Below are 23,621 nucleotides of genomic sequence, written 5' to 3' on the forward strand. Positions count from 1 at the left end.
TTCGACGAGGGAGGGCGCAAGGTGTACGATACGATAGCCGGCCGCAGGAGGCGGCTGGGGCTGGCCGCCTAGGCCGTCCGGAAAAACGTCCGCACCCCCTATGTGGGCGAATATGGGCTAATTATTTGGCTAAAATACCGTGGAACAACCTGCAACCTGGGAAACCCCGTGAAACGCCAGGGTCATTAACCCAAAACCCTGCCAATCGGCGATCCTGCGATTCCATATTGCGAACGCAAAGCTTCGCGTCCTCCTCCCTTCGTAGAAAAATCCTCTCGCGCCCCTCCGATGGGGCGAATAGAACCGAATAGAACCGAAAAACACCCCTCTCGTTTGCTGCTTACCCGTCCATTCCCAATAATCTATCCAAATATCAAAGAAGAGATGTTTCTTTTCGGAAAGCCGAAGACGGAGAAACGAGCGGGGGGATCTCAGCAGCTTTTTCAAATACCAAAGCGATGGGGGCCGCTAATGGGTCCGGCGATCGCAGCCCTGCTGGTTTGATTTGATAGGCAGGCCGTAGCGTTGCTCAATCTTGAATCGCGTTTGCCTCAGCCGCCCGGCGATGTGCAGATGAGCTGAATGACGGAGCAGATCCGGTGTTTTCCGGATCTGCTCGGTATCGCCAGGTCAAGTGGAAGAGCCGGTCTTCATAAGAACTCATGCTTCATCTGCAACTGCCCAGAAGAAAGGCGGCAGCCGCAATTGCTAGTTCAACGTTACGTCGTAAGATGCCAGCGTCTCGTAAGTGTCATTATCCCAGACCTCAATAACCATCTCGACGTTCGTCATTTCGCTAACGCTTGCGACATCATCGGAATCGGCATAGAAGAACGCGCCCTCTGCCAGCTTGCCAGGCAATACGACTTCGCCGCCCCAGAAATCGACCATCTTGCCATTGACGGAGCACGCATCAGAGGGAACCGTTACGTAGATGGGCTTGTCGGATTTATTGTTCACGTCAACAACGTAGCCCGAGCCTCCCCATTCGTCGCTCTTCTTCGCCACGACGTCAATCGTCCACATGTCGTCGTCAACAACGGCGACGGGAGTGAAGGAGGCATCGTAGGTCACTCCGCTGTCGGCAGAAGTAGCGTCATCTCCCTCGTCGCTAAGGATGCCCTCCATGCTCGCGGCATCTTCTTTGATCTTCGCTGCCTCTTCTGCGCTGACCTTCTGGAAGGTCATCTCCTCGCCATCAACAGCAATCGTAAGCTCTTCGCCATTCAGTTTGCCCGTTGCGGAACTGCCTTCGATGGTCAGCGTGAGTTCGGTACTGCTCTTTGCTTCCCAAGTGCCCGATATTTCCTCGCCCATCATATCAAGAACAGCAGTTTTGTCTTCGTTGAGGTCGAGTACGACGCTTATGCCGAACGCCTCCATGGCCGCAATGTCGTCTTCGGTTGCGCCTGCTACGTTCGTCATCTTCCAGTTTCCCTGGAAGTTCGCCGAAGCGTCTTTTTGCGCGCCGCTGCAGCCGGTAAACGCAAGGCTCAAAGCGATTACGAGCGCCAGCGCGGTGATCGATAACAGTCTCTTCATGATTTCCGTCCTCCTCAGTTCGAACGTTTTGTTCGTGAGACGGTTGCCTCACACCGCTATTGATACACTTCGAAAGTCTGCTAATCCATTACCTCGTTGGGTATTTTCTTGGGGCAAAAGAAAAAATACTTAAATTGAGTAGTGTCGCTGTCTTATGCATAACCGCAGTTCAATCACATGATTTCTGAATCCAAGGCCTAAATCGAATACTTCGGTTCTGAAAGTTGATGCGCGGACAATGTTTTGCTGGCATAATGAGCCGTGAGACTCGATCTTTTTCCTATCTGCTGCAATCAACGATATGAATGGGGGGTTGTGCGTATGAGAAGGATAGTCGGCATCATTCTTTCGTTGGCGCTCGCCTGCGGGCTGTTGCTCGGTGCCGGCTGCGTCCGCTCGCAGAGCAACCAGCCGACCACCATCACCATCTGGCACGTCTACGGTGGCCAGACGGATTCTCCGCTCAACGATCTCATCGATGTTTTCAACAACACGGTTGGTGTCGAAGAGGGCATCCAGGTTGAGGTCGCCATGGTGTCGGACAACAAGAACATCCACAACGGCATCATTGCCGCAGCGGCGGGAGAGCCAGGGTCGCCGAAGCTGCCCGATATGTTCGTTTCCTATCCGAAGACCGTTCTTGCTCTGCCTGATCAGAGCATCCTTGTCGATTATCGCGATTACTTCACCGAAGACGAGCTTGCAGCCTTCGTGCCGGCTTTTCTGGAAGATGGCGAAGTCGACGGCCATCTTGTGTGTTTGCCCGTTGCCAAGTCAACAGAGTTGTTCTTCGTCAACAAAACCGATTTCGACCGCTTTTCCGCTGCAACAGGCGTAACCCTTGACAGTTTGAGAACGTGGGAGGGTCTCTTTGACGCTTGTTGCGTCTACGAGGAATGGACCGACAGCCTTACGCCGGATATCGAAAGCGATGGGAAGGCGTTTTTCGCCCATGATTACCACTTCGATTACTTCCAAGTGGGCATTGAGTCTCTCGGAACGTCGTTTTTCGACGGTGACGACATCTCGTTCAACTCGACGTTCGCCCGCGTGTGGCAGCCTTATGCGCGCGCGGCAATCAGCGGAGGCCTGTGGCTGGGAGGCGGCTATGCGACCGATCCCCTTCGGACGGGGGAGGTGATTGCCAGCGTTGGCTCTTCGGCGAGCGTTCTGTATTACACCAACGAAGTTATTCGCGCCGACAACACCTCCGAAATCGTCGAGTTCGACATCATGCCCGTCCCGACATTCGCCGGCGGGGAGAAGATGGTGATGCAGCGAGGGGCAGGGATATGCACGGTAAAGTCGACGCCCGAAAAGGAGCAAGCCGCCATCCGGTTCCTGAAGTGGCTTACCGACCCCGAGCGCAATAGCCAATTTGCCGTAAGCACCGGCTATATGCCCGTTGTTCAGGAGGCGTACGATTCCTATTTGCCACAATGCATTGAAAAGCTAACCGACCAAAGATACGTTGAGCTTTATCGCGCCTACATAGAAACCCAGCGGGACTACCTGTTTTACAAAGCCCCTCAAACCGATTCGTATCTGCAGCTTGAAGATGCTTTCGAGTCGAACGTGCGAAAGCATCTCTCGGCGGCGCGCAACAGCTTCATCGAATCAGGAGACGAAAGCGGCGCGGCTCTCGACAGGCTCATCGCCGATAGCTACGAGCAGTTCAAGAAGGGAGTCTGATAATCCGGCAGCATGGATCCCGGTTACGAGCCATGCGATCGCGGAATGATGGCCTAGCATCTGTTTGTCGGGAGGTCAGATTCCCATAGATTGAAACCGGATTCTCGGTTGGCGAAAGGAGGGAGTCGCGCATGAACCGCATACGGCAGACGATCGAGCTTATGCATGCGACGTGCAAGGAAGTCTCCATGCGGCGCAAGCTTGTCGCATATTGGGCTTCGATGATCTTCGTCCTGCTTGCTGCGATGCTCATCCTCGCCAGCTTGTTCGGCGTGTTCTCCATCAGGGAGAGCAACCTCCGTCATGCGCTCGACGCCCATCATGCCAGCACAGTGGCAAGCGTCAAAAAGCAAACGAGCGTGCTTGCCGCCCATGCCATCGCGTTGTCTCAGGAATCTTCGAACGCCCTTGATCACCAGCTGCTCACCCATCCCACATCCAAGCTCAACGACGACCCGGAGGGCATTGCCCGCGCCGAACGCGCGTTGTTCTCCGTGTTGCGCACCGCGCTTGAGACGAGCCCGTGCAGCGGCGCTTTCGTCATCATCGACGCCACTGTCAACACACAGATCGACAACGCCGAAAACTCTCGCGCCGGCGTGTACATCAGGTTTGCGAATCTCAGTGTAAGCGAGGTTGTCGGTCAAGATATCGTTCTATTTCGCGGGACGCCCCAAATCGCTCGGGAAAACAGCCTCGAGCTCCATAATCGGTGGAGGCTGGAGTTCGACAGCTCTCTTATGCCCGGATACGAAACGATGCTCCGCGGTTCGACCGGGAGGGTTTCGGAAAGCTGCCGATGGACAAGCCGTTCGCAGCTTCCCGGCACCTGGGAGGGCGTGGCCATGGTCGTCGCTCCTGTCTGCTCTTCGAACGGAACGGTTCGCGGGGTGTGCGGTCTGGAATTGAACGATTTGCTTTTCAGCCTGTCCTATCCCGCGCAAGATAGCGAGTACGGCTCTGTGATGACGGCCGTAGCCCCTGTAAGCAACGACGTTGTGGACTTGCCCAAGGGCATGACCGGAGAGCTCAAATCAACGTATCTGTCCGACGCCGAAAAACTCTACGTTCGCGAGGACTCCGGCTTCAACGTGTATGAGGCGTCAAACGGCACGTTCGTCGGCCTTCACACGCCGCTTGGCCTGCAGACAACAGACGGCGAGGACGTGTGCGCCATCACCCTCGTTCCCCGAGAGTATTACAGCGCGATGGCCTTCGCCGACCGCATGAAGATCATCGTCGCCTCTTCGCTCCTGTTTGTCGGCGCGCTTATGCTGTCCCGGTATTTGTCGCGTCGATTCGTAAGGCCGATATCCGATGCGGTTGACGCCCTCAAGGCGGACGGATCCATCGGGGACGGCCTGACGGGTTTTTCCGAAATAGACGCGCTCGTTTCAGTATTGGATTCGAAAGCGGCGAGCATCAAGCCGAGCTTGCTTCCTCCCGATGTCGCCTCTTTGCTCGATGAGTTTTCGGCTCGTTTCGCCACGCTTACCGCCACGGAGCGCAAGATAGTAAAGCTTTATGCCGACAACTTGGAAACGAGCGAGGTCGCCGAGCGTCTGTTCATCAGCATCCATACCGCACGCAAGCACAATGCGAACATATATCGCAAGCTGAACGTCGGCTCGCGTGAAGAGTTGGTGCTCTATCTGGAGCTGTTCCGCCGATGCAAGAAGCTCGATGCCCTCTTCGGCGAAGGGGGCGTTTCGCAGAATCCGGAGGCTTAGCTGCCGGTCAGGCTCCTGATCAAATTAAGTACTTTCCCGCGTTCGCGTTGAAATACCCAATAAGGTAATGGAACTTCGCGGACCTCCCCCCGCATAATGCAGTCAACGGAAGGGCTCTCGCCCTGACCTCGCCCCGCAATTCAAACCCCGTCTCGGCGCTCGCCAAGAACTGCGCGGCAGCTATCAAGCGGGCTAGGAATGCAGGCGGCCCTTCCTCTGTGGCGTCGCAGTGGCTGAATGCTGCATTCGGTAAGGGAGGATGAACCATGGGACTGTTCGGGAAGCTTTTCGAGAAGAAAGAGTGCGCTATCTGCGGCGGAGAAATCGGTCTTTTGGGCAACCGCAAGCTTGAGGACGGCAACATGTGCAAGGCGTGCGCAGCCAAGCTGTCGCCATGGTTCGATGAGCGCCGGCACTCGACCGTCGCGCAAATCGAGGAGCAGCTTGAATACCGCGAAGCTAACAAGGAAAACGTCGCCGCGTTTCGCACGACGCTATCGCTCGGTGAAACCGCCAAGGTTCTTGTCGACGAAGACGCGGGCCGCTTCATGGTTACCTCGGCGCGCAATTATTCGGAAGCGAACCCCGATGTGCTCGAGCTTTCCGATATCACGGGATGCACTTACGATATCGACGAGGGCATCGACGAGGTGACGCGTTTCGACGAGAACAACGAGGCTGTAAGCTACGATCCTCCGAGATTCACCCACTCCTACAATTTCTATGTAACCGTTTACGTCAACAACCCGTATTTCGACGATATGCGCTTCAAGGTGAACAGCCGAACCGTCGAAGTCGAAGAGAGGCGCGGGCCTGCGGTTTCTGCGAACCCGGGCAGCATCAACCTCGTTATCGGCTCGCTTTCGGGAGCAGAGACGTTCAATCCCGAAGCCAGCGTCGAGTACCGTACGTACCGCGACCTGTGCGAAAGGATAGTAGCAACCCTTCTTGAGAACCGCCAAAGCGCACGTGAGGAAATCGCAGCGGCGGCGCCCAAAGCAGCGGTTGCGTGCCCGTATTGCGGTGCGACAACAACGCCCACAACGACGAACTGTTGCGAGTTCTGCGGCGGAGCCCTTGGCGATTAGGCTTCGCGCTGAATCGGACACCGGGCAACTGATCAACGGAGGCGGCCATGGCTTCGAGCGTGAAAATCTACCAGTGCCCTTCCTGCACGGGTCCTCTCGGATTCGATGCGGAAACAGGGTTGCTCGTATGCTCCGACGCCATAGAGGCCCTCTATGGCGTGCGCACCGAACCCGAGGCATCGGCTGAAAAGGCCGACATGGGTTCCAAAGAGGGCGGTTCGCCTTGGAGCCTGGCGGGAACAGGGGGTTCGACGATGCGGAAGCGCAGGAGATGCGATCATGCCGCTGCCCCTCGTGCGGGGCCGAGCTCGTTTGCGATCATGCGACCATAGCCGCGTCGTGTCCCTACTGCGACAATCCGACCGTGATCCGATCCAGGGTTGCAGGCGCGCTCAGGCCCGATCTCGTTATCCCGTTCAAGTTGGAGAAAGATGCGGCCGTTGCTGCGCTGAAGAAGCATCACGTGAAAAGGCCGTTTCTGCCGAGGTGCTTCAAGGATGAGAATCGAATTCAATCGATCAAAGGGATCTACGTCCCGTTCTTCTTGTTCGACTACACTGCTTCCGGGATCTCTGATTTATATAGTAAATAGTGCATATTTAGACAAAAGGAGAGGCCTCAGCCTCTGTATTTTTTGAGCCCATCTTTCTTGTGCTATGCTGGGCGCGGCAACTTCGCTGAAAGGACTTCCATGGCCGCTCTGCAACCTGATCCCTGTGCGCTCCTTCCCTTTTCCGCCGGACAGCTCACGCCGATGCAGGCGATTGAGGCGCGCCATGCCGTGCGCAGCTACACCGACGAGCCTCTCGCGCCCGAGGCGGTGGAGGTGCTGCGGGAGGCCATCGCCCGGGTGAACGAGGAGGCGAACCTGAACATCCAGCTCGTGCTTGACGAGCCGCGGGCTTTCACCGGCTTTAAGGCGCGGCTTGTGAACTTCACAAACGTGCGCAACTACCTGGCGCTTGTGGGGCCTGAGTGCAAGGAGCTCGACGGCATTCTGGGTTACTACGGCGAGCAGCTGGTGCTGCTGGCCCAGTCGCTCGGGCTGAACAGCTGTTGGGTCGGCGGCACCTACAAGGTGGTGAACCGCGCTTACAATGTGGATCTGGGCCAGAAGCTGGCCGCCGTGATAGCGCTCGGATATGGGACCACGCAGGGGGTGCCGCACCGGTCGAAGGCGCCCCAGGCGGTGGCCCCGGGCTACGACGGGGCACCGGAGTGGTTCAAGCGCGGGGTGGACGCGGCCCTGCTCGCTCCCACGGCCTTAAACCATCAGAAGTTCTCCTTCTCGCTTGACGGTGAAGTGGGCGACGTGCCGGTGGTGCGCGCGTCCACCAGGCGCGGAGCCTTCACCCAGATGGATCTCGGCATCGCCCAATGCCACTTCGAGATCGGTGTCGGCCCGGCCCTCTACCGCTGGGCGGAATAACCGACTTGAAGAGCCAAGAGAACCGCTCTCTTGGCTCCCGCTCAGATCCCCGTAGGGGGCGACCTTGGTCGCCCCTGTTTTGTCGTGAGCGGTTGTCCCGCTCGCGAGGGCTGACCAAGGTCAGCCCCTACGGGGAGGTGCGGCGGGAAGAAGGGCGCAGCGCTCGCTACTTCCCCGGCATGACCAGCTTCAGCAGGCGCATCTTCCTTTCGTTGAAGGGCGGGTTGCGGATGCCGGTCTCGATGAGGGTCGACTTCTTCATGGTGGACTTGTAGTGAGTGAAGGCGTCGAAGCCCACTTTGCCGTGGTAGGCGCCGATGCCGGAGTTCTGCACGCCGCCGAAGCCCATGGCGTTACTGCTCGCGTGAATGACCACATCGTTGATGGTGGTGCCGCCGCAGCGCACCGCATCCAGGATGTGCCGCTGGAACGCGCGGCTCTCCGAGAAGATATAGCAGGCCAGCGGATGCTTGATCGACCGCACAATGTCCAGCGCCTCGTCCACGTCGCGCCAGGTGATGACGGGCAGCGCCGGACCGAAGATCTCCTGGCTCATGAGCGGGTCGTCAATGGACACGCCCGTCACCACGGTGGGCTCAATCTGCAGCGTCGTGGGGTTGCGCCGGCCGCCGAAGGCGATGCGGGTGCCCTGGGGACGGTCGTCAATGAGCCGGCACACCATGTCGAAGTGCTTCTGGTTGATCATGTGCGGGTAGTCGGGGCTGGCCAGCACGTCCTCGCCGTAGTACTCGTGAATCCACCGCTGCAATTCTTCCACGAACTCGTCGGCCACATCCTCGTGCACAAGCGCGTAGTCGGGCCCCACGCAGGTCTGACCCGAGTTCAGGCATTTGCCCCAGGCGATGCGCTGGGCGGCGCGGCGGATGTCGGCGTCCGCGGCGATGAACACGGGGCTTTTGCCGCCGAGCTCCAGGGTGACGCTCGTCAGGTTCTGGGCCGCGGCCGCCATGATCTCGCGCCCCACACGCGGGCTGCCGGTGAACATGATTTTGTCGAATTCCACCTGCAAGAGCCAGTCGTTCATCTCGTTTGAACCGTGCCAGCAGTACACGTAGCGCGGATCGAACAGCTCGCGGCACATGTCACGCAGAAACTGCGACGTGTGCGGCGAGGTCTTCGACGGCTTCATAGCTACGCAGTTGCCCGCGCCAATGGCGTCCACCAGCGGAATGAGCGTCAGCTGCAGCGGGTAGTTCCACGGTGACAGCACGGCCGCCACGCCGAAGGGGTAGGGGTACACCGTGGACGAAGAAGGGAAGTGCGCAAGTGGTGTAGGCACGTGCCGCGGCCGCGCCCATTGGCGCAGCTTCTTCAGGTAAAGGCGGATCTCGTCGTAAACGAGCCCCAACTCGGTGGCGTACGACTCGAAGGCGGACTTTCCCAAGTCAGCATGAAGGGCGTCCAGGGCCTCCCGCTCGTGGGCAAGCAAGTAGGCTTGCAGCCGGCGCAGCTGGCGCAGGCGGAAGTCCACGGGCAGGGTGGCGCCGGTTTCGAAGAAGGCCTCCATCTCGTTGATCTGGTTCTGCACGTCGGCCATGGAGGTGGCAACGCCGTAGTTGTTGGGGATGGCAGCAGCTGCAGACGTGGAAGGCGCGGAAGGCGCGACAGATGCGGAAGGCACGGAAGGCGTTTCGCTCATGAGGACAATCCTTTCGAAGGGGAGGGCCGCCGCAACCAGGCGGCGTAACGCGGTGGGGCGACAGGGAGAGGCGTTGCTATTACAGCCGGCGCAGCACGTCCCAGCCGGCCATGGTGATGCAAGAGGGAACGACCTTGCCGATAAGGCGCAGCGCCGCCGACTGAGGGCTCGCGCAGGCCACGGCGAAGTGGGCCTTGTTCGCGCAAAGCGCCCGACGCACCACTTCCTGCGGTGTTTGCTCGCCGAAAAGGTGCCCCACGTCGTGGCCGCCGCCGGAGGTGCGCGCCACTTTCTCGAATCCGGTCTTTACCCAGGTGGGGCACAGGGCCGTAGCCGTGATGCCCGTGCCATGCAGTTCCCAGCGCAGGGCCCGGGTGTAGTGCAACACGAAGGATTTCGTGGCGGCGTACACATTCATATGGGGCAGAGGCGCAAACGCGGCCGCCGAGGCCACCTGGATGATACGGCCGCCCCCGTTCCATATAAGGCAGCGCCGCGCGGGTCATATCCACCAGTCCGCGGCAGTTCAGGTCGATCATGGAATCCACGGCGGCATCGGAAATGGTCTGCCAATCGCCGAACTTGCCGAAGCCGGCCGCGTTCACCAAGAACGTGACGCGGGGGTCTTCCGCGGAAAGCGTTGTGCGAATGTTCGCGATGTCGGCCTCGCTGGTGAGGTCGGCGGCTACCGCGCGGGAGGGCGTGTCCAGCTCGCCGGCCACGTCGGCCAGGGCCTTCTCATTGCGCGCGACCAGCCACAGCTCGTCGGCTACCTGCTGCGCGTCCAGCTGCCGCGCGAACTCGCGCCCCAGCCCGGAGGACGCGCCCGTGATGATGGCTACTCGTTTCGAAGGATTCATGGAAAGCCTCTTTTCTGAACAACCGTGGGTTTAACCTAACAGTCAGAAGGCTGTTTCCGCATTGGAAGCGGGCAACCGTTACAATGATGTGGCTCTATAAAAGCTTGAAAGGACCAAAGCCTCATGGCTGCTGAAAAACCAACGCCGCCCTTCGATACGTTTGTGTTCGATGTGGACGGCACGCTGCTCGACACGCTTGACGACCTCGTCGTGCTCACTAACGATGCGCTCGCCGAATTCAACCTGCCCCCGCGCACCCGCGAGGAGATCAACTCCTATGTGGGCAACGGCGTGAAGGCGCTCATGTACCAGGCGGTTCCTGAAGGGACGCCCCAGGACGTGGCCGACGCCTGCCTCGCCCGCTGGAAGGAGAACTACGGCACCTATCCCAACGACCTGACGAAGCCCTACCCGGGCATCCCCGCCCTGCTTGCCGAGCTGCGTCGGCGCGGTTGCAAGTTGGGTGTGCTGTCGAACAAGTTCGACGGCGGCGTGCAGTTCATCATGAACAAGTGCCTCCCCGATGCTGTGGATGTGCAGCACGGGGAAGGCGGCCCGCAGAACTTCCCGCGCAAGCCCGACCCGGTGGGGCTGCTCACCACCATTGAAGAGCTGGGAAGCACGCCGGCGCGCACGGTGTACATCGGCGACTCACCGGGCGACATCCACGTGGCTCGCAACGCTGGCTGCTATGCGGTCGGCGTGGATTGGGGCTATCACGACCCGGCCGATTTCGCCGCCGAAGGCTGGGAACCCGACCTGCTCGTAAGCGATCCGGAGCAGATTCTCGCTCTCGCTCCGGAAGCCTAACGCCTGTGTCGCAGCGAGGCCGCCTCATACTCTCATGGGTTATCGTTGCCCTGTGGGCGGCCGTGATCTTTTTCATGTCCGCCCATACCGGCAGCGATTTCGACGGTGCTGGTCCTTTGGCCGCAATTAAGCGCTGGCTCGTGAGCCTCGCCGCTCCCATTTTTGGCCCCGACACCGACATCGTGAACGTGGCGGCCCACTTTACCGAGTACCTGGTGTTTGGTGTGCTGCTCGTTTTGGCCGCGCGGCGCACATGGCCTGCGCTGGGTTGGGGAAAGCTCGCCCTCGTCGTCATCGCCCTCGCCAGTCTTTACGCCGTGACCGACGAGTTCCACCAATCCTTCGTCCCCGGCCGCGTGTGCGACCCCGCCGACTGGCTCACCGACACCCTGGGAGCCGCATTAGGAGCTAGCGCTGCTGTTCTTGCGCTTGAAAAGATGCTGGCCAAAGAGGCAAGTGGGTTGATCGGGCGAGGAAGGCGGGTTGATTAGGCGACGAAGGTCTCTGGCAGATACGAAGGGCGATTTCGGGCGGAAATTTCGACTTGTTAGACATGCGAATAGGTTCAAGAACGTACCGAGTCGCTATGTATAATGCAATTCATATATTAAGATGCGAATAAAGTATGATCATCTAATTCGCACTGTTATTGAGCGCCTGGCAAACTCTAACAAGTCGAAATTATTGTCCTCGCAAAGTGTTAGTCTTGCGAGAAATGGGCGCGAGGAGCTCCTGCGCCTACTCCGCGTTCCCGTAGCCGTCGGGGTTTTGGGACTGCCAGCGCCAGCCGTCCTCGCACATGCGGGCCATGTCGTATTCGGCCGTCCAGCCCAGCTCGTCGCGGGCCTTCGTGGCGTCGGCGTAGCACTCCGCGATGTCGCCGGGTCGCCGGGCCATGATGCGGTAGGGAATCTCGTGGCCGCACGCAGCCTCGAAGGCGTGAATGACGTCGAGCACGGAAGAGCCCTTCCCCGTGCCCAGGTTGAAAATGCCCACGCCCCGGCGCGTTCCGTCTTCTGCCGGCTCGCCAGCCACCGAGCCGACGCCGATCGGCTCGCCGGTGCCCACGCGTCCGGCCATCCAATCGAGCGCCGCCACATGGCCGCGGGCCAAGTCCACCACGTGAATGTAGTCGCGCACGCCGGTGCCGTCAGGGGTGGGGTAGTCGTCGCCGAACACACCGACCTGCTCCAGCTTGCCTACGGCCACCTGAGCCACATAGGGCAGCAGGTTGTTCGGAATGCCCTTGGGATCCTCGCCGATGCGACCGGATTCGTGGGCGCCGATGGGATTGAAATAGCGCAGCAGCACGACGTTCCACTCGTTATCGCCCGTGTACAGGTCGGAAAGGATCTGCTCGAGCATCGATTTAGTCCAGCCATAGGGGTTGGTGGCGTCGTGTTTCGGGCAGCTCTCAGTGATGGGCACGAACTCCGGCTCGCCGTACACCGTGGCGCTCGACGAGAACACGATGTTCTTGCAGCCGTGCTCGCGAGCAACTTCGCACAGAACCAGGGTGCCGGCGATGTTGTTCCAGTAGTACTCGAGCGGCTTGGCCACCGACTCGCCTACGGCCTTGAAGCCAGCGAAGTGAATAATGACGTCCACGGCGTGCATGGTGAAAATGGTCTCCAGGGCCGCGCGGTCCAGAATGTTCGCCTCGTAGAAGGTGAGAGAGGGCCCCGGCGCAACCTCGCGTACCGCGGCGCCGGCCACAGCCGCGACGGCCTCGGCCTCTTCCTCGTTGGGCAGATCGGCAAACACGGGCGCCACGCCGGTGATTTCGCCCACGCGCCGCACGGCCTCGCGACTGGAATTGCTCAGGTCGTCCACGATGACGACCTGGTAGTTACGCTCGAGCAGTTCCACCACGGTGTGGCTACCGATGAACCCGGCACCCCCCGTCACCAGTACGCAGGTTTCGGCGGGATCTTTCGCAAGCAGGGCGTTCGCCATGGGAGCCTTCTTTCTTGGAAACGACGACGCAGGTTTTGCGCTCTTGAATCGCATGACGCTATGGTATCAGGTTGGGATGGCTTGCCGCTATATTTGATGGAAAGCGCATGGTCAGGGCGGCCAGCGAGTTAGGGGGGTTCTCCTGACTCGCTTAGGGCAAGTCAGGAGTCGAGAGAACCGTCCTCCGACTCGCGCCCCCGCCTCACCCGCGCCCAAAGAAAGCCGCCTTCAACGAAAAGGCGACTTCTATGGCTCGCATCCTCTATAATCGTTCTCGCAACAAAACTCGCAGAAAAGGCCCAGGAGGCATTGCTCATGGCTGACATTCATTTTGGAACCGACGGCTGGCGCGCCATCATCGGCGAAGATTTCACGCCCGACAATCTGAACCGCGTCGTCGCGGCGGCGGCCCGCATCTTCAAGGAGGAGGCCGTGGCCGCTGGCCGCGATCCGCAAGCTCCGGGTACGCTCATCGTCGGCCATGATTGCCGTCAGGATGCCCACGCCTACGCCGAGCTGGCCGCTCAAGTGGCCGCAGGCGAGGGCTTCAACGTGCTGCTCACCGAGGACTATTGCCCCACGCCCACGCTGTGCTGGTCGGTGGCTCATAACGATGACGCGGTGGGCGGCATCATGCTCACGAGCTCCCATAACCCCGCCGAGTATCTGGGCGTGAAGCTGCGCATGGCCGACGGCGGCGCGAGCCCCGCTGAGTTCACCGACCGCGTCGAAGCCGTGCTGCCGCCCGAGCCGACGGACATTCTCGGCCCCTTCCAAACGGCCGACCTCATGACCGACTACCTGGCCGCCCTGCGCGAGCTGGTCGACGTCGAGGCCATCCGCGGCGCCAACCTGCGCGTGGTGTGCGATCCGCTTTACGGCGCCGGCCGCCACTATCTGGCTGGCCTTCTGCGCGACATGGGCGTGGAGGTCGTGGAAATCCACAACACGGAGGATCCCACCTTTGCCGGGCTGCATCCCGAGCCCATTCAGCCCTGGGTCGATGAAGGCCTCGCGAAAGTGGGCGAGCTGGGCTACGATGCCCTGTTCATCAACGATGGCGACGCCGACCGCATTGCCGCTGGCGACTCGCGCGGCAACTACGTGAACGCTCACCGCATCATCACGCTGCTCACCAAGCACATGGTCGACCGCGGCGAGACGGGCCGCGTGGTGTCCACAGTGACGGCGTCGGCTATGCTCGACCGCATGTGCCGCAAGCTGGGGCTGGAGCTCGTCAGTACGCCCGTCGGCTTCAAGTGGATCTACGGCGAGATGGAAAAGGGCGGCGTCATGATCGGCGGCGAGGAATCCGGCGGCATCGGGCTTCCCGATCACGTGAAGGAGCGCGACGGCCTGCTCATGGCACTCTTGCTCACGGAATGCATGGCCCAGTCGGGGAAGGACTTGGGCACGATCGTCGACGAGATGCTCGCCGATATCGGCCGCTTGGAGTTCGCTCGCCGTGGCCTTTCTATCACCGACGAGCAGATGGCCCGCTTCCGCGCCGAAACCGTGCCCACGTACACGGCCGATGAAATCGCCGGCAAGTGCGTCCTCGATGTGGATCGTCGCGACGGCGTGAAGCTCCTTCTGGAAGGCGACGCCTGGGTGATGATGCGCCCCTCCGGCACCGAGCCGCTCGTGCGGATCTACGCCGAGGCGGCCACCACCGACGAGGTAAACGAGCTTCTGGACGCTGCCGAAACGGTGGTCACGAGCCTGTAGGCCGTCTCGGCACAACGCGCCCGAAAGGCCGCCAGAGCCACTGTGCCCTGGCGGCCGCCCGACTTTTGAAGCACTGTTTGTAAAACAACCAAAATAGCGAAAAAATAGTGAAATTGGAGTTTCGCTATTCAGAAGGTCTCTCTACCGCAGCTTCTTCAGGAGCGCCCAGGCCCGCTGCTTGTCGGCGGGGGTGTTCATCATGCCTTCGAAGTCTTGGAAGATGATGGCGGTGCGGCCGAGGAGGCGATTGTCGGCATCCAGGGTCACGGGTGTGCGGTAGGCGGCCGAAAGCGCCTCGGCGGCGAAGGCGTCGCAGGCCACAAGCGCCACGGGGTCGAGGCCTTCCACGATAGTTCGCACGTCTTCCGCGCCCAGCTTGCCCTCGTCGGTTTCCACGACCACCTGCGCCAGAGGGGCAGTGCCGAACTCCAAGCTCACCGCCGATTTCTCTAGGGCCTCCAAGGCTGCGTCGCCCAAAGGGGTCTCGCTCAGCACGAGCAGCGTGGAGGTTGGCGCGCCGGTCAGGTGGCTGCCGTACAGCATGAGCACCGATTCGCCCGTTACCTCAAAAATGTTACTTTTCACGGAAGAAATCACACTCCCTCTTGCGCTGCGCTCGCACTCGCGATAAAACATTCCTGTATATAGTAGCAAATTCCAAGGAGGCGCCCATGTGCACCAATGGAGTCAACACCGGCCAGCTGGAAATGATGATCGACCAGATCGACGACCACATTAAGCTCGAGCGTCGCCATGCGCACGATCTGGGGCATTTGGCCTCCGACGCCGGGTTTGCCACGGTGGGGGAAAAGCTGCATGACGTGATGCGCCTGCTCGACGAGGTGCGCGCCGCACTTGACGAGGCCAAAGAGGCCATGGAAGATGACGCGAAGGATGCCGCCGGCTTCACCGTCGCCCGCGTCTAGGCGGCGCGACCGATGAGCAACGACCTTGTTCGTTTCTCCGTGGCCATGCCCGAGGGGCTGCTCATGGAGTTCGACCAGCTGGTGGCTCGCCGCGGCCTGGCGAAGAACCGCAGCGAAGTGGTGCGCGATTTGGTGCGCGACGCCCTCGTGGAAGAAGAGTGCGCAACGCCTGGGGGCCTTGTCATGGGCACGCTCACCATTATTTACGACCACCACTCCAACGATCTGCAGGAGAAGCTGCACACCATTCAGCACGACTACTTCGACACCATCATCTCCACGATGCACGTACATGTGGACGAGCATATGTGCTTGGAGGTTATCGTCATGCGCGGTGAAACGGGCCTCGTGCAAAGCGTGGCCAACCTCATTTTGGGCACCAAGGGCGTGAAGAACGGCAAGCTGGTGCTTACCACCACGGGAAGGTTTATGTAATGGCAGACGAGAAGGTAATGCTGGGGCATGGTTCCGGCGGTTCCATGATGAAGCGCATCATCGACGAGGTGTTCTTCGAGGCCTACGGCACCGACGAGCTTCTGCGCGGCGATGACGCGGCGGTGCTGCCGGCCCTCGCGCCGGGTGAGCGCATCGCCTACTCCACGGACAGCTTCGTGGTGACGCCGCATTTCTTTCCCGGCGGCGACATCGGCCGTTTGGCTGTGTGCGGCACCGTGAACGACGTGGCCACCTCCGGCGCCCGCCCGCTGTATCTCTCCTGCGCCTTCATTCTGGAAGAGGGCTTTCCCATGGATGACCTGCGCCGCATCTGCGCTTCCATGGCCGAGGCGGCGGCAGAGGCCGGCGTGCGGTTCGTCACCGGCGACACCAAGGTGGTGAACCGGGGCCATGGTGACGGCATCTATATCAACACGAGTGGCGTTGGCTCCCTTGCCGAGGGCGTGAACCTGGGCGGCGCGCAAATTCGCCCCGGTGACGCAGTGCTGGTGAGCGGTACCTTGGGCGACCACGGCATTACCATTATGAGCTGCCGAGAGGGCCTGAACTTCTCGGCGAACATCGAGAGCGATGCGGCACCGCTGAACCACCTCATCGCCGATGTGCTGGCCGCGGCGCCGCACACCCGTTGCTTCCGCGATCCCACGCGCGGCGGCATTGCCTCGACGCTGAACGAGCTGGCCGAGCAGTCCGGCACCGACATCACCGTGGACGAGGATGCCATTCCCGTGAAGGACGCCGTGCTGGGCGCCTGCGAGATGCTCGGCTACGACGTGATGCAGGTGGCCAACGAGGGCAAGATGGTCTGTGTGGTGGCCGCCGATGAGGCTGAGGCGGCGTTGGCCGCCATGCGGAAGAGTCCCTATGGTGCCGACGCCGCCATTATCGGGCGCGTGACCGAGGCCGACCCGGCCCGCGGCCCCAAGGTGTTCCTGCGCACCGCTTTCGGTAGCACCCGCATCTTGGACATGCTCGTCGGCGAGCAGCTTCCCCGTATTTGCTAGTTCGTTACGCACTCCTTAGCCGCCCCCTGAAAAGTTTTCTATTTCTACTTGCGCTTTGGCTCTTTCATGGTATCTTGCGCAGTGAAGTAACGGGGGGCGGAAAGCCCCTGCTTCATAGACGAGGATTATCACCCGAGAACGAAGGAGCTTCCCATGTCTCATCCCGTAATTGAAGCTGACGAGTGCATCGGCTGTGGCATCTGCGTTGACGCGTGCCCCCAGGAAGTGCTCGAGGTCGTCAATGGCGTTGCCGACGCCGTGAACGAGGAAGCTTGCATCGCTTGTGGCGACTGCGTCGAGGAGTGCCCCATGGGCGCTATCCCGGAGATCGTCGAAGACTAACTCGTCTTCAACCCGTCTCTGCGGAACAGGAGAGTGAGCGTCTGCGTCGCTGAGACTCGTTTAGTCGAAATATCTTGAAAGCCCGTTGCTGCTGCAGCGGGCTTTTCTTGCGAATGTAGCAAATGATCACGTAAAATGAGGTAGCCTGAAGCACCTTAAAGCGTTAAAATTGGCAAAATGGAAACGAACTGCACTGTGCAAGACAATACCTGGGAGTCACGTCGCATGCGAAAAAGCAATTGGATCATAGCTGCTGTGCTGCTGCTGGCCTCCATTGTTTTTCTCTGGGTGTGGCATGCCCTGCAGTTCGATCTTGTCGATAATCCTCTCGATATTGTTGTTACGGTTATCTGGTGGGCTGTTATTGCTGCTGCGTGCTTTGCCATTCATTGGGCGGAAAAGAAGCGCCAAGAACGCATTCGCACGATTTTTGTTGCTCCGGGGCTTTTGTATAACAGCGAAATGGGCGTTATCCGTCTTGATCCCGATGCGGAGTTGGTTGATGCTCTGCAGTCGGTGCTCTCGAATCTTACCTACGGATTCGATATGGCCGACCTCCCCTCCAATTCGTGCGTACGCTTCCAGCGCATCGTGCATTCGTCGAAGTTTGCCGATGCGGGTTCAATGTGGGAAGGCGATGTGGTGGAAGTCTCGCATCCCGATCGCCCCCGGGCCTTCCGTGATAGGGACGAGCTGGTGGCACTCGTCGGCGGCGCGCTGTAAGAGGGGCCAAGGCTCTTTCGTTTTCCTTTCCTGTGGGTTTTCGCGGAGTTTCCCGCGGCCTCTCTTCTAGAAAAATAACGTGATTGTGGCGGCGGTAGCCGCCTTCTTCTTGTCTGTCATTGCCGTTCCAGAACAGAGAAGCGACAAAATGTCAACAAATGGACTGTCGTTGCCCTATCAATACCCAATCATATAGCGTCTTTTTCGAGCATTCCTATCTAATGCTGCGTAGAATCCTCATCGATATTAAACACCTCTGCGTAACCGAATGGTGTTGCAAGCTTTGTTCGGAACTGAGGAAGAGGATGTTAGGCAGCAGCGAGTTGCCGAGTTAAGGAGAAGTTGGTGGAAATGAACACGATACAGCGACTCACCGACGCGCGTAATTGCATCGAAGGCAAAGTTGTAGCCGTTGTCCTTTCAGCGCTCATGGCGCTCTCGTTTCTGAATGCCTCGGTGTTCGTCGACGTAGCCTTAGCCGATGACAGCTTCGATAACAACGTTGAAGAAAAGACGATAGAATCGTCGGTCGAGAATGACGCTGCCAAGCAGCCTGCTGCAGAGAGCAGCGGCGCGGGGGCTGGCGTCGAAAGCGGCGGCTCCACCGTGATACCCTCAATCGACGCTTCGCAGAGCGACGCCGGAACAACGTTGACGGCTACAGCTGACGGCGTGGACGTCGAGCTTGAGGCGAACAGCGTCCTTCCTGAGGGTGCGCAGCTTCTTGTGGAGGTTGCCGAGACCGATCAGGCGAAGGCTGCTGCGAACAGTGGCCTTGCGGCGGGCGATGAGCTGTTTCGTATTTACCAAATCTCTCTCATTGACGAATCGGGCGCTGAGCTCAATCCTCTTGGTGTGAGCTATCGCATCACTATGAACTGGAAGAGCATGATTGCAAGCTCGATGCAGGTTTACCGCATTACGAGCGCCGACGGGGCTTCATTGGTTACGGTAGAGAAGCCGCTCACCTCTCAGGGTGAGATCAATCCGAACGAACTCACCTTTACTACGGCTGTTCTAAACGCGCCGTTCGCCTTTGCTATGCCTCAAAGTGCCGAGGATGAGAACGAGGCAAGTTCGACCGATGAGGTTGATGCCAGCCAGATTTCCTCCGAAATGAGCAAGGTTGACAACGGAGTGCTCGGAGAAAACGAGAACGTCGGCAGCGGCAATGCTGACGATGTCAACAATGTCGATAACGAGAACGATGCGTTCGCTGTGGAGGGTGTTGCTGAGGGCGAAGCCTCCGAATCGGACGGAAAAGCCAATCGGGCCGCCTCATCCGATGTGTCCGGAAGCGAAGACGATGTCGCGCAGCAGATCACCCTCTACGTAGGGGAGACGCGCGATCTGAGCCGCTTTGTCACAGCGGGGGGGGGGGGTACGTGGTCCTCTGAGAACACGACGGTAGCCACCGTTTCTTTAAACGGTAGCGTAAAGGCGCTTGTTGCTGGTTCAACGATCGTGCGTTGCGGGGAATCCACGTTCGCGATAACGGTGAAACCTGCTCCTGCATCGGACGATCCCGAAGGTTCGGAGCTGGCTTACTTCTATTTCCTTCCGCCTTCTGAAGATTCTGCCGACGCAAGTAGCGTCTCCTCGATGGTTGAGAGCATGTCTAAAGCCCAGTTTCTCGGCTCAGGTTTGGTTCAAATGCCCTATGGCTACGAAAGAGGCACCACACTCGTCAATGGCTCGGTGATTCCCGAGAGCAAGGATGCTAATGGCAATTTCGTTAAGAACAAAGTGGTGAATTTGGACGACCTGGTCATTTCGTCTCCCTCTGATTTTGACGTCAGCTTGGGCCTGCGCGCTTACTATAACGGCGCTCTCGATGCAAATCGATCGAAGATCAAGCTTGAAGATATTACGGACTACTCTTATGATGTTGTGTGCATCGCCGACAAAGCCACTTGTACCGATTACAACGGCGCGCTCCTTGCTCCATCTTCTGCGATGCGCGTTTATGTGCAAATGCATATCGAAACCGCCGATCAGTTCGCTGTTACGTATAAGGTCGCGTCGCCTACGGGTTTGCTTACCCACGCGGTATTGCACAATATGTCCGATCCGGCAATCGAGCTCGGCAGCTATGATCCCGATAGGGAAGCTGCGACGTCTATCGTTGTGGACGGTGCTACCTATTCGGGCGTTCAGCACACAAGTGAGAACGGCATCGACTACTATTTTGACGGCTGGTATCTCGATGGGCGCTATCGTCAGCGTGCTGATGCTGAGTATGAAGGGAAGGATTCAACGACGTTCTATGCGCGGTATTTGTCTCAGGACGCTCAGACGGTCACCTTTGATACGAATGGTGGTGCTTTCGCTGATGGCAGCTCCTTCAAAACGATCCGAGCTGACGAGGGCGGTGTCTATTGGCTTCCGGAGGCTCCCGAGCGCTTTGGTTACGAATTCGACCGATGGGTGAGCAACGAGACGGGCAGTCGGTTTGAAGCTGGCACTGGTCTCGTGATGGGAGATGCGGATGTTAGCTATACGGCGTCGTGGGAAGCTGCTCCTGCGTTGATCGTGCTCGATGCGTGTGACGGCGCTTTCGACGACGGAGACCCCTCGATTGCTCTTGAAGGCGTGACGGCTGGCCAGGTGAACCACGCGGAGGCGTCCACCCCCGTACTTGCTGGCTATAAATTCGTGGGTTGGAGCACCACTGCTGATGGCACGGGCGAGACGCTTACGGCATTGCCCAGCACCTTCGCTGGGGGCACCATGACCCTCTACGCTCAATACGAGGAAGATCCGAGCCAGTATTACACGGTGACGTATCGCACTACGGACATAGGTGTGCTTTCCCAGCCGGACTCTCTCGTCGCAGATGGTACAGAGCTCCATGACCGCAACCTGATTGGCGCCCATGCCGAAGGCATTAAAGGGGCTATGGCCCAAGCGCTCTTTCCTAACTATTACACGTTCGCAGGCTGGTTCAAGCTAACGCCATCAGAAGATGGACGAGTTGAATGGATGACTCTCGTTTCGACCGATCAGATGTTGACCCCCGAAATCGTTGCCGAAAATCTCAATTGGGTCGATGGGAAATGCGCTGATACAACGTTCTATGCGCGTTTCGACTACAATTCTACGGTCTCAACGGATACAGCTCCCTATGTAATAGAGTACTACGTAATGGATGATCAGGGCGCTTACCCGCAAGTGCCTACGCGCTCCTATGCCAGTATTTTGCAGAATGTGTCGGTGGGCGAGAACTACGAAATTTCCGAAGTCTATATCGGTAAGGGGGATAACGGATACGACTTTTCTTTCTTGGAGCCTGGGTTCCCCGATTCCTTCCCTGGCGTCGAGCCCATCGTAGATTTTGTAGCTGCTCGTTATACTCTCGATGAGGACCATACGACGAAGAGCGCATATTATTCAGGCGAGGGTGCTCTCACCTTCAAGGTGTATCTCGCGAAGCGTTTAGGTATCCGCTTTGAGGCCGGCGATCATGGCGAGCTGTCTTCCGAAAGTGTGGAAGGTGCAGAAGACGCGGTTAGCGCGAGCTCTGATGCTATTGAGTATCACCTCCTAAAGGGAGCTTCCTTTCCGCAAGTACCTGTTGTAAAACCCGATAACGGTTATCAGTTCACTGGCTGGAAAGCGGGCGCGGAAGATGCCAGCGATTACTTCAATCAGATTATCGATCGTGCCCTTACGGTGACGGCTCAGTATGATGCTCTTAAGGCGACGATTGCTTTCGAGCCAAACGGTGGATCTGAGGTTGCGTCGCTGGTAGGTGTGACCGACGGAGCCGTGAATACCGCGCTGCCGACGCCGGTGCGCGAGGGCTATACGTTTGCGGGTTGGTGTGGCAACGAGGAGCTCAATGGTGAGCCTCTTGCGGCGTTGCCGAGCGTGTTCCCGGCGGGGACGACCACGTACTATGCCAAATGGACGGCCGATTGCGCCAGGATCGTCTTCGATTGCAACGCCGATGACGCGACCGGTTCTCAGCCGAGCATCGAGGGCGTAACCGATGGCTCAATCTTGACGGTCTTCCCCGAAACAGCGGGTTATGCTCGCGAGGGCTATCAGTTTGCCGGCTGGAACACCAAGGCCGACGGCACGGGTGACACCGTGACGGCCTTCCCCGCCACCTTCCCTGCCGGCACCACCACCTACTACGCCCAGTGGAAGCTGGATGTGCGTGGGCTGGATGCCGCCTCCTTCTCCTTCCAGGGCACCTACAACGGGCGCGAGCGCGGCATCGCCATGCCGAGCGCGCTGAAGATGAAGGACGGCGAGACGCTGACGCTGTATGCGGCCGACAACAGCCCCATCGCGAACCCCCAGCGCTTCGCCAAGGACGTGGCCGACACCGCCCGCAACCTCACCGTGGTCATTCGCGACGCCAAGGGCGAGGAGCTGGCTCGCATCAACGGCGTGTCGGTGGTCGTCGATCCGGCGACGCTGACGGTGACGACGAGCTCGCTCATCTATCCCTTCGACGGCAACACTGCCACGAGCGCCGGTATTGCGGTGACGGGCCTGCAGAACGGCGAGACCGTGGGCTACCGCGCCACTGGTGCGGCCTCTCAGGTCGATGAAGAGGTGGAAAACGGCTTCGAACTGACCTGGGCCGCCGACGGCAACGGATACACGGCCAAGCCGGGCAACTACACGGTTGTGCCGAACCTGGGCACCATCCGCGTGGTCAGCTCCGCCTGCCCCGTGAAGGTGGAAGGCTATGTGGGTGTCTACGACGGCGCCGAGCACGGCATCAGCTACGAGGTGGCGGCCGAGGAGGCCGAGAAGGCCACGGTTCGCTTCGACGGGCCGACCACCTACACCAATGCCGGCACCCGCACGGTCAGCTACACGGTGGAATGCGCTGATCACGGCACCATGAGCGGCTCCATCGATATGAAGATCCTGCCGCGTCCGGTGACCATCGCCGTGGAGGACTCCTACAAGATCGCTTCCACCGCGGATCCTGAGTTCACGGGCGCCATTGTGGAAGGGCATCTCGTGCAGCCGAGCGACTTGGGCGCCATCTCCTTCGTGCGTACCAACGATACCGAGGAGGTTGGCTTCTATCCGGAGGTACTGACGGCCAACTACCTGCGCAACACCAATTATGACGTGCAGGTTGTTCCCGGTACCTTCACCATCGGCCCGGCCGGCTCTACGGTGGTGCCGCCGCGCAACCCGCTTCTGCCGCCGCGTTCGAGCCTGGGCGCGGGCATGCCGGCGGGGGCCACGACTCCGGCTGATGCCATTGCCGGCGTGGTGACGACGATGGTCGGAAGCCAGCGCGCCGCTGCCGTGGCCGAGCAGTTCGGGGCTGTGGCGGGCATCATTCTCGACGAGGACGTCCCCATGGCCGCAAGCGTCTCCTTCGATAACGAGGAGCCCACGGTGACGCGTGTCGGCAGCGAGGTCATCGAGGACGACGCCACGGCTCTGGGCGCCTTCGACGAGCCCCACTGCTGGGTGCACTGGGTGATGCTCATTGGCGTTCTGCTCACGGTGGGCTACGCTGCCGTGGTAGTGGCGAACCGCCTCGGTTACGCCCGCAGGATTGACGACTTCAACAACTCGCTTACCAGCACGGTTACGACGGGAACCGAAGATACTCGCGCGGCCCGAGTCGCCCATAAGGCCTAAGGGCGCAAGCGGCCGCAGAGGCCGACGAGTCGCACGGATCAGGACGCGCGACC

Annotated in this window: 17 protein-coding genes and 1 pseudogene; 13 read left to right on the plus strand and 5 right to left on the minus strand. The window is 59.6% G+C overall.

The features are described from left to right. Window positions 1-708: 708 nt before the first annotated feature. A complete protein-coding gene (locus ACYVRU_RS04775) occupies window positions 709-1,542 on the minus strand; it encodes a hypothetical protein (RefSeq protein WP_461185763.1) in 834 nt (277 codons plus the stop codon). A gap of 321 nt (window positions 1,543-1,863) precedes the next feature. On the opposite strand from ACYVRU_RS04775, the gene ACYVRU_RS04780 reads away from it, so the two are divergent. From ACYVRU_RS04780 to ACYVRU_RS04795, 4 genes are all read left to right on the plus strand, one after another. Further along, window positions 1,864-3,234: an extracellular solute-binding protein gene (locus ACYVRU_RS04780; RefSeq protein ID WP_330046850.1), complete on the plus strand. Its 1,371-nt coding sequence runs from the start codon at window positions 1,864-1,866 to the stop codon at window positions 3,232-3,234. Between the two features lie 188 nt (window positions 3,235-3,422). Then, window positions 3,423-4,964: a helix-turn-helix transcriptional regulator gene (locus ACYVRU_RS04785; RefSeq protein WP_461185764.1), complete on the plus strand. Its 1,542-nt coding sequence runs from the start codon at window positions 3,423-3,425 to the stop codon at window positions 4,962-4,964. Between the two features lie 266 nt (window positions 4,965-5,230). Continuing rightward, window positions 5,231-6,052 (plus strand): DUF4428 domain-containing protein, encoded by an 822-nt coding sequence (locus tag ACYVRU_RS04790; RefSeq protein WP_418379621.1) that lies wholly within the window; start codon window positions 5,231-5,233, stop codon window positions 6,050-6,052. A 691-nt stretch (window positions 6,053-6,743) separates the two neighbouring features. Further along, window positions 6,744-7,481, plus strand: a complete 738-nt coding sequence (locus tag ACYVRU_RS04795) for a nitroreductase family protein (protein ID WP_461185765.1) — start codon at window positions 6,744-6,746, stop codon at window positions 7,479-7,481. Window positions 7,482-7,647: 166 nt separating this feature from the next. Here the strand turns inward: ACYVRU_RS04795 and ACYVRU_RS04800 are convergent, their stop codons facing one another. Together ACYVRU_RS04800 and ACYVRU_RS04805 are read right to left on the minus strand one after the other, a co-directional pair. Further along, the gene (locus ACYVRU_RS04800) at window positions 7,648-9,141 is read right to left on the minus strand and encodes an aldehyde dehydrogenase family protein (RefSeq protein WP_461185766.1); all 1,494 of its coding nucleotides are present in this window, start codon (window positions 9,139-9,141) and stop codon (window positions 7,648-7,650) included. Window positions 9,142-9,220: 79 nt separating this feature from the next. Beyond that, window positions 9,221-10,001: pseudogene (locus ACYVRU_RS04805) on the minus strand (SDR family NAD(P)-dependent oxidoreductase). Window positions 10,002-10,124: 123 nt separating this feature from the next. Here ACYVRU_RS04805 and ACYVRU_RS04810 point away from each other — a divergent pair. After that, window positions 10,125-10,811: an HAD family hydrolase gene (locus ACYVRU_RS04810; protein ID WP_417000542.1), complete on the plus strand. Its 687-nt coding sequence runs from the start codon at window positions 10,125-10,127 to the stop codon at window positions 10,809-10,811. Between the two features lie 5 nt (window positions 10,812-10,816). Next, window positions 10,817-11,302, plus strand: a complete 486-nt coding sequence (locus ACYVRU_RS04815; RefSeq protein WP_461185767.1) for a VanZ family protein — start codon at window positions 10,817-10,819, stop codon at window positions 11,300-11,302. Between the two features lie 247 nt (window positions 11,303-11,549). Here the strand turns inward: ACYVRU_RS04815 and galE are convergent, their stop codons facing one another. Then, the gene (gene galE, locus ACYVRU_RS04820; RefSeq protein WP_461185768.1) at window positions 11,550-12,767 is read right to left on the minus strand and encodes a UDP-glucose 4-epimerase GalE; all 1,218 of its coding nucleotides are present in this window, start codon (window positions 12,765-12,767) and stop codon (window positions 11,550-11,552) included. Between the two features lie 315 nt (window positions 12,768-13,082). On the opposite strand from galE, the gene ACYVRU_RS04825 reads away from it, so the two are divergent. Then, complete coding sequence (locus ACYVRU_RS04825) at window positions 13,083-14,495, plus strand: phosphohexomutase domain-containing protein (protein WP_461185769.1); 1,413 nt, start codon at window positions 13,083-13,085, stop codon at window positions 14,493-14,495. 141 nt (window positions 14,496-14,636) lie between these two features. Here ACYVRU_RS04825 and ACYVRU_RS04830 read toward each other — a convergent pair whose 3' ends face one another. Next, complete coding sequence (locus ACYVRU_RS04830) at window positions 14,637-15,080, minus strand: hypothetical protein (protein WP_418911264.1); 444 nt, start codon at window positions 15,078-15,080, stop codon at window positions 14,637-14,639. Window positions 15,081-15,166: 86 nt separating this feature from the next. Between ACYVRU_RS04830 and ACYVRU_RS04835 the strand changes: the two genes are divergently transcribed. The 6 genes from ACYVRU_RS04835 (at window position 15,167) to ACYVRU_RS04860 (ending at window position 23,568) form a co-directional block, all read left to right on the plus strand. After that, complete coding sequence (locus ACYVRU_RS04835; protein ID WP_114538587.1) at window positions 15,167-15,421, plus strand: dynein gamma chain protein; 255 nt, start codon at window positions 15,167-15,169, stop codon at window positions 15,419-15,421. A gap of 12 nt (window positions 15,422-15,433) precedes the next feature. Then, window positions 15,434-15,856, plus strand: a complete 423-nt coding sequence (gene nikR / locus ACYVRU_RS04840) for a nickel-responsive transcriptional regulator NikR (RefSeq protein WP_022738200.1) — start codon at window positions 15,434-15,436, stop codon at window positions 15,854-15,856. Further along, window positions 15,856-16,881 (plus strand): hydrogenase expression/formation protein HypE, encoded by a 1,026-nt coding sequence (gene hypE / locus ACYVRU_RS04845; protein ID WP_461185770.1) that lies wholly within the window; start codon window positions 15,856-15,858, stop codon window positions 16,879-16,881. The genes nikR and hypE overlap by 1 nt, the downstream gene beginning before the upstream one ends. Before the next feature lie 153 nt (window positions 16,882-17,034). Then, the gene (locus tag ACYVRU_RS04850; protein ID WP_022738207.1) at window positions 17,035-17,223 is read left to right on the plus strand and encodes a 4Fe-4S binding protein; all 189 of its coding nucleotides are present in this window, start codon (window positions 17,035-17,037) and stop codon (window positions 17,221-17,223) included. 195 nt (window positions 17,224-17,418) lie between these two features. Continuing rightward, window positions 17,419-17,946, plus strand: a complete 528-nt coding sequence (locus ACYVRU_RS04855) for a hypothetical protein (protein ID WP_461185771.1) — start codon at window positions 17,419-17,421, stop codon at window positions 17,944-17,946. Window positions 17,947-18,297: 351 nt separating this feature from the next. Continuing rightward, window positions 18,298-23,568: an InlB B-repeat-containing protein gene (locus tag ACYVRU_RS04860; RefSeq protein ID WP_461185827.1), complete on the plus strand. Its 5,271-nt coding sequence runs from the start codon at window positions 18,298-18,300 to the stop codon at window positions 23,566-23,568. Window positions 23,569-23,621 lie beyond the last annotated feature (53 nt).

The sequence above is a fragment of the Adlercreutzia sp. CNCM I-6216 genome, from assembly GCF_977113345.1.

What these genes read in the sequence shown, in the direction of transcription:
- ACYVRU_RS04775 (WP_461185763.1), bottom strand. Translation starts at nt 1,542, where the DNA reads ATGAAGAGACTGTTATCGATCACCGCGCTGGCGCTCGTAATCGCTTTG.
- ACYVRU_RS04780 (WP_330046850.1), top strand. Translation starts at nt 1,864, where the DNA reads ATGAGAAGGATAGTCGGCATCATTCTTTCGTTGGCGCTCGCCTGCGGG.
- ACYVRU_RS04785 (WP_461185764.1), top strand. Translation starts at nt 3,423, where the DNA reads ATGCGGCGCAAGCTTGTCGCATATTGGGCTTCGATGATCTTCGTCCTG.
- ACYVRU_RS04790 (WP_418379621.1), top strand. Translation starts at nt 5,231, where the DNA reads ATGGGACTGTTCGGGAAGCTTTTCGAGAAGAAAGAGTGCGCTATCTGC.
- ACYVRU_RS04795 (WP_461185765.1), top strand. Translation starts at nt 6,744, where the DNA reads ATGGCCGCTCTGCAACCTGATCCCTGTGCGCTCCTTCCCTTTTCCGCC.
- ACYVRU_RS04800 (WP_461185766.1), bottom strand. Translation starts at nt 9,141, where the DNA reads ATGAGCGAAACGCCTTCCGTGCCTTCCGCATCTGTCGCGCCTTCCGCG.
- ACYVRU_RS04810 (WP_417000542.1), top strand. Translation starts at nt 10,125, where the DNA reads ATGGCTGCTGAAAAACCAACGCCGCCCTTCGATACGTTTGTGTTCGAT.
- galE (WP_461185768.1), bottom strand. Translation starts at nt 12,767, where the DNA reads ATGGCGAACGCCCTGCTTGCGAAAGATCCCGCCGAAACCTGCGTACTG.
- ACYVRU_RS04825 (WP_461185769.1), top strand. Translation starts at nt 13,083, where the DNA reads ATGGCTGACATTCATTTTGGAACCGACGGCTGGCGCGCCATCATCGGC.
- ACYVRU_RS04835 (WP_114538587.1), top strand. Translation starts at nt 15,167, where the DNA reads ATGTGCACCAATGGAGTCAACACCGGCCAGCTGGAAATGATGATCGAC.
- nikR (WP_022738200.1), top strand. Translation starts at nt 15,434, where the DNA reads ATGAGCAACGACCTTGTTCGTTTCTCCGTGGCCATGCCCGAGGGGCTG.
- hypE (WP_461185770.1), top strand. Translation starts at nt 15,856, where the DNA reads ATGGCAGACGAGAAGGTAATGCTGGGGCATGGTTCCGGCGGTTCCATG.
- ACYVRU_RS04850 (WP_022738207.1), top strand. Translation starts at nt 17,035, where the DNA reads ATGTCTCATCCCGTAATTGAAGCTGACGAGTGCATCGGCTGTGGCATC.
- ACYVRU_RS04860 (WP_461185827.1), top strand. Translation starts at nt 18,298, where the DNA reads ATGAACACGATACAGCGACTCACCGACGCGCGTAATTGCATCGAAGGC.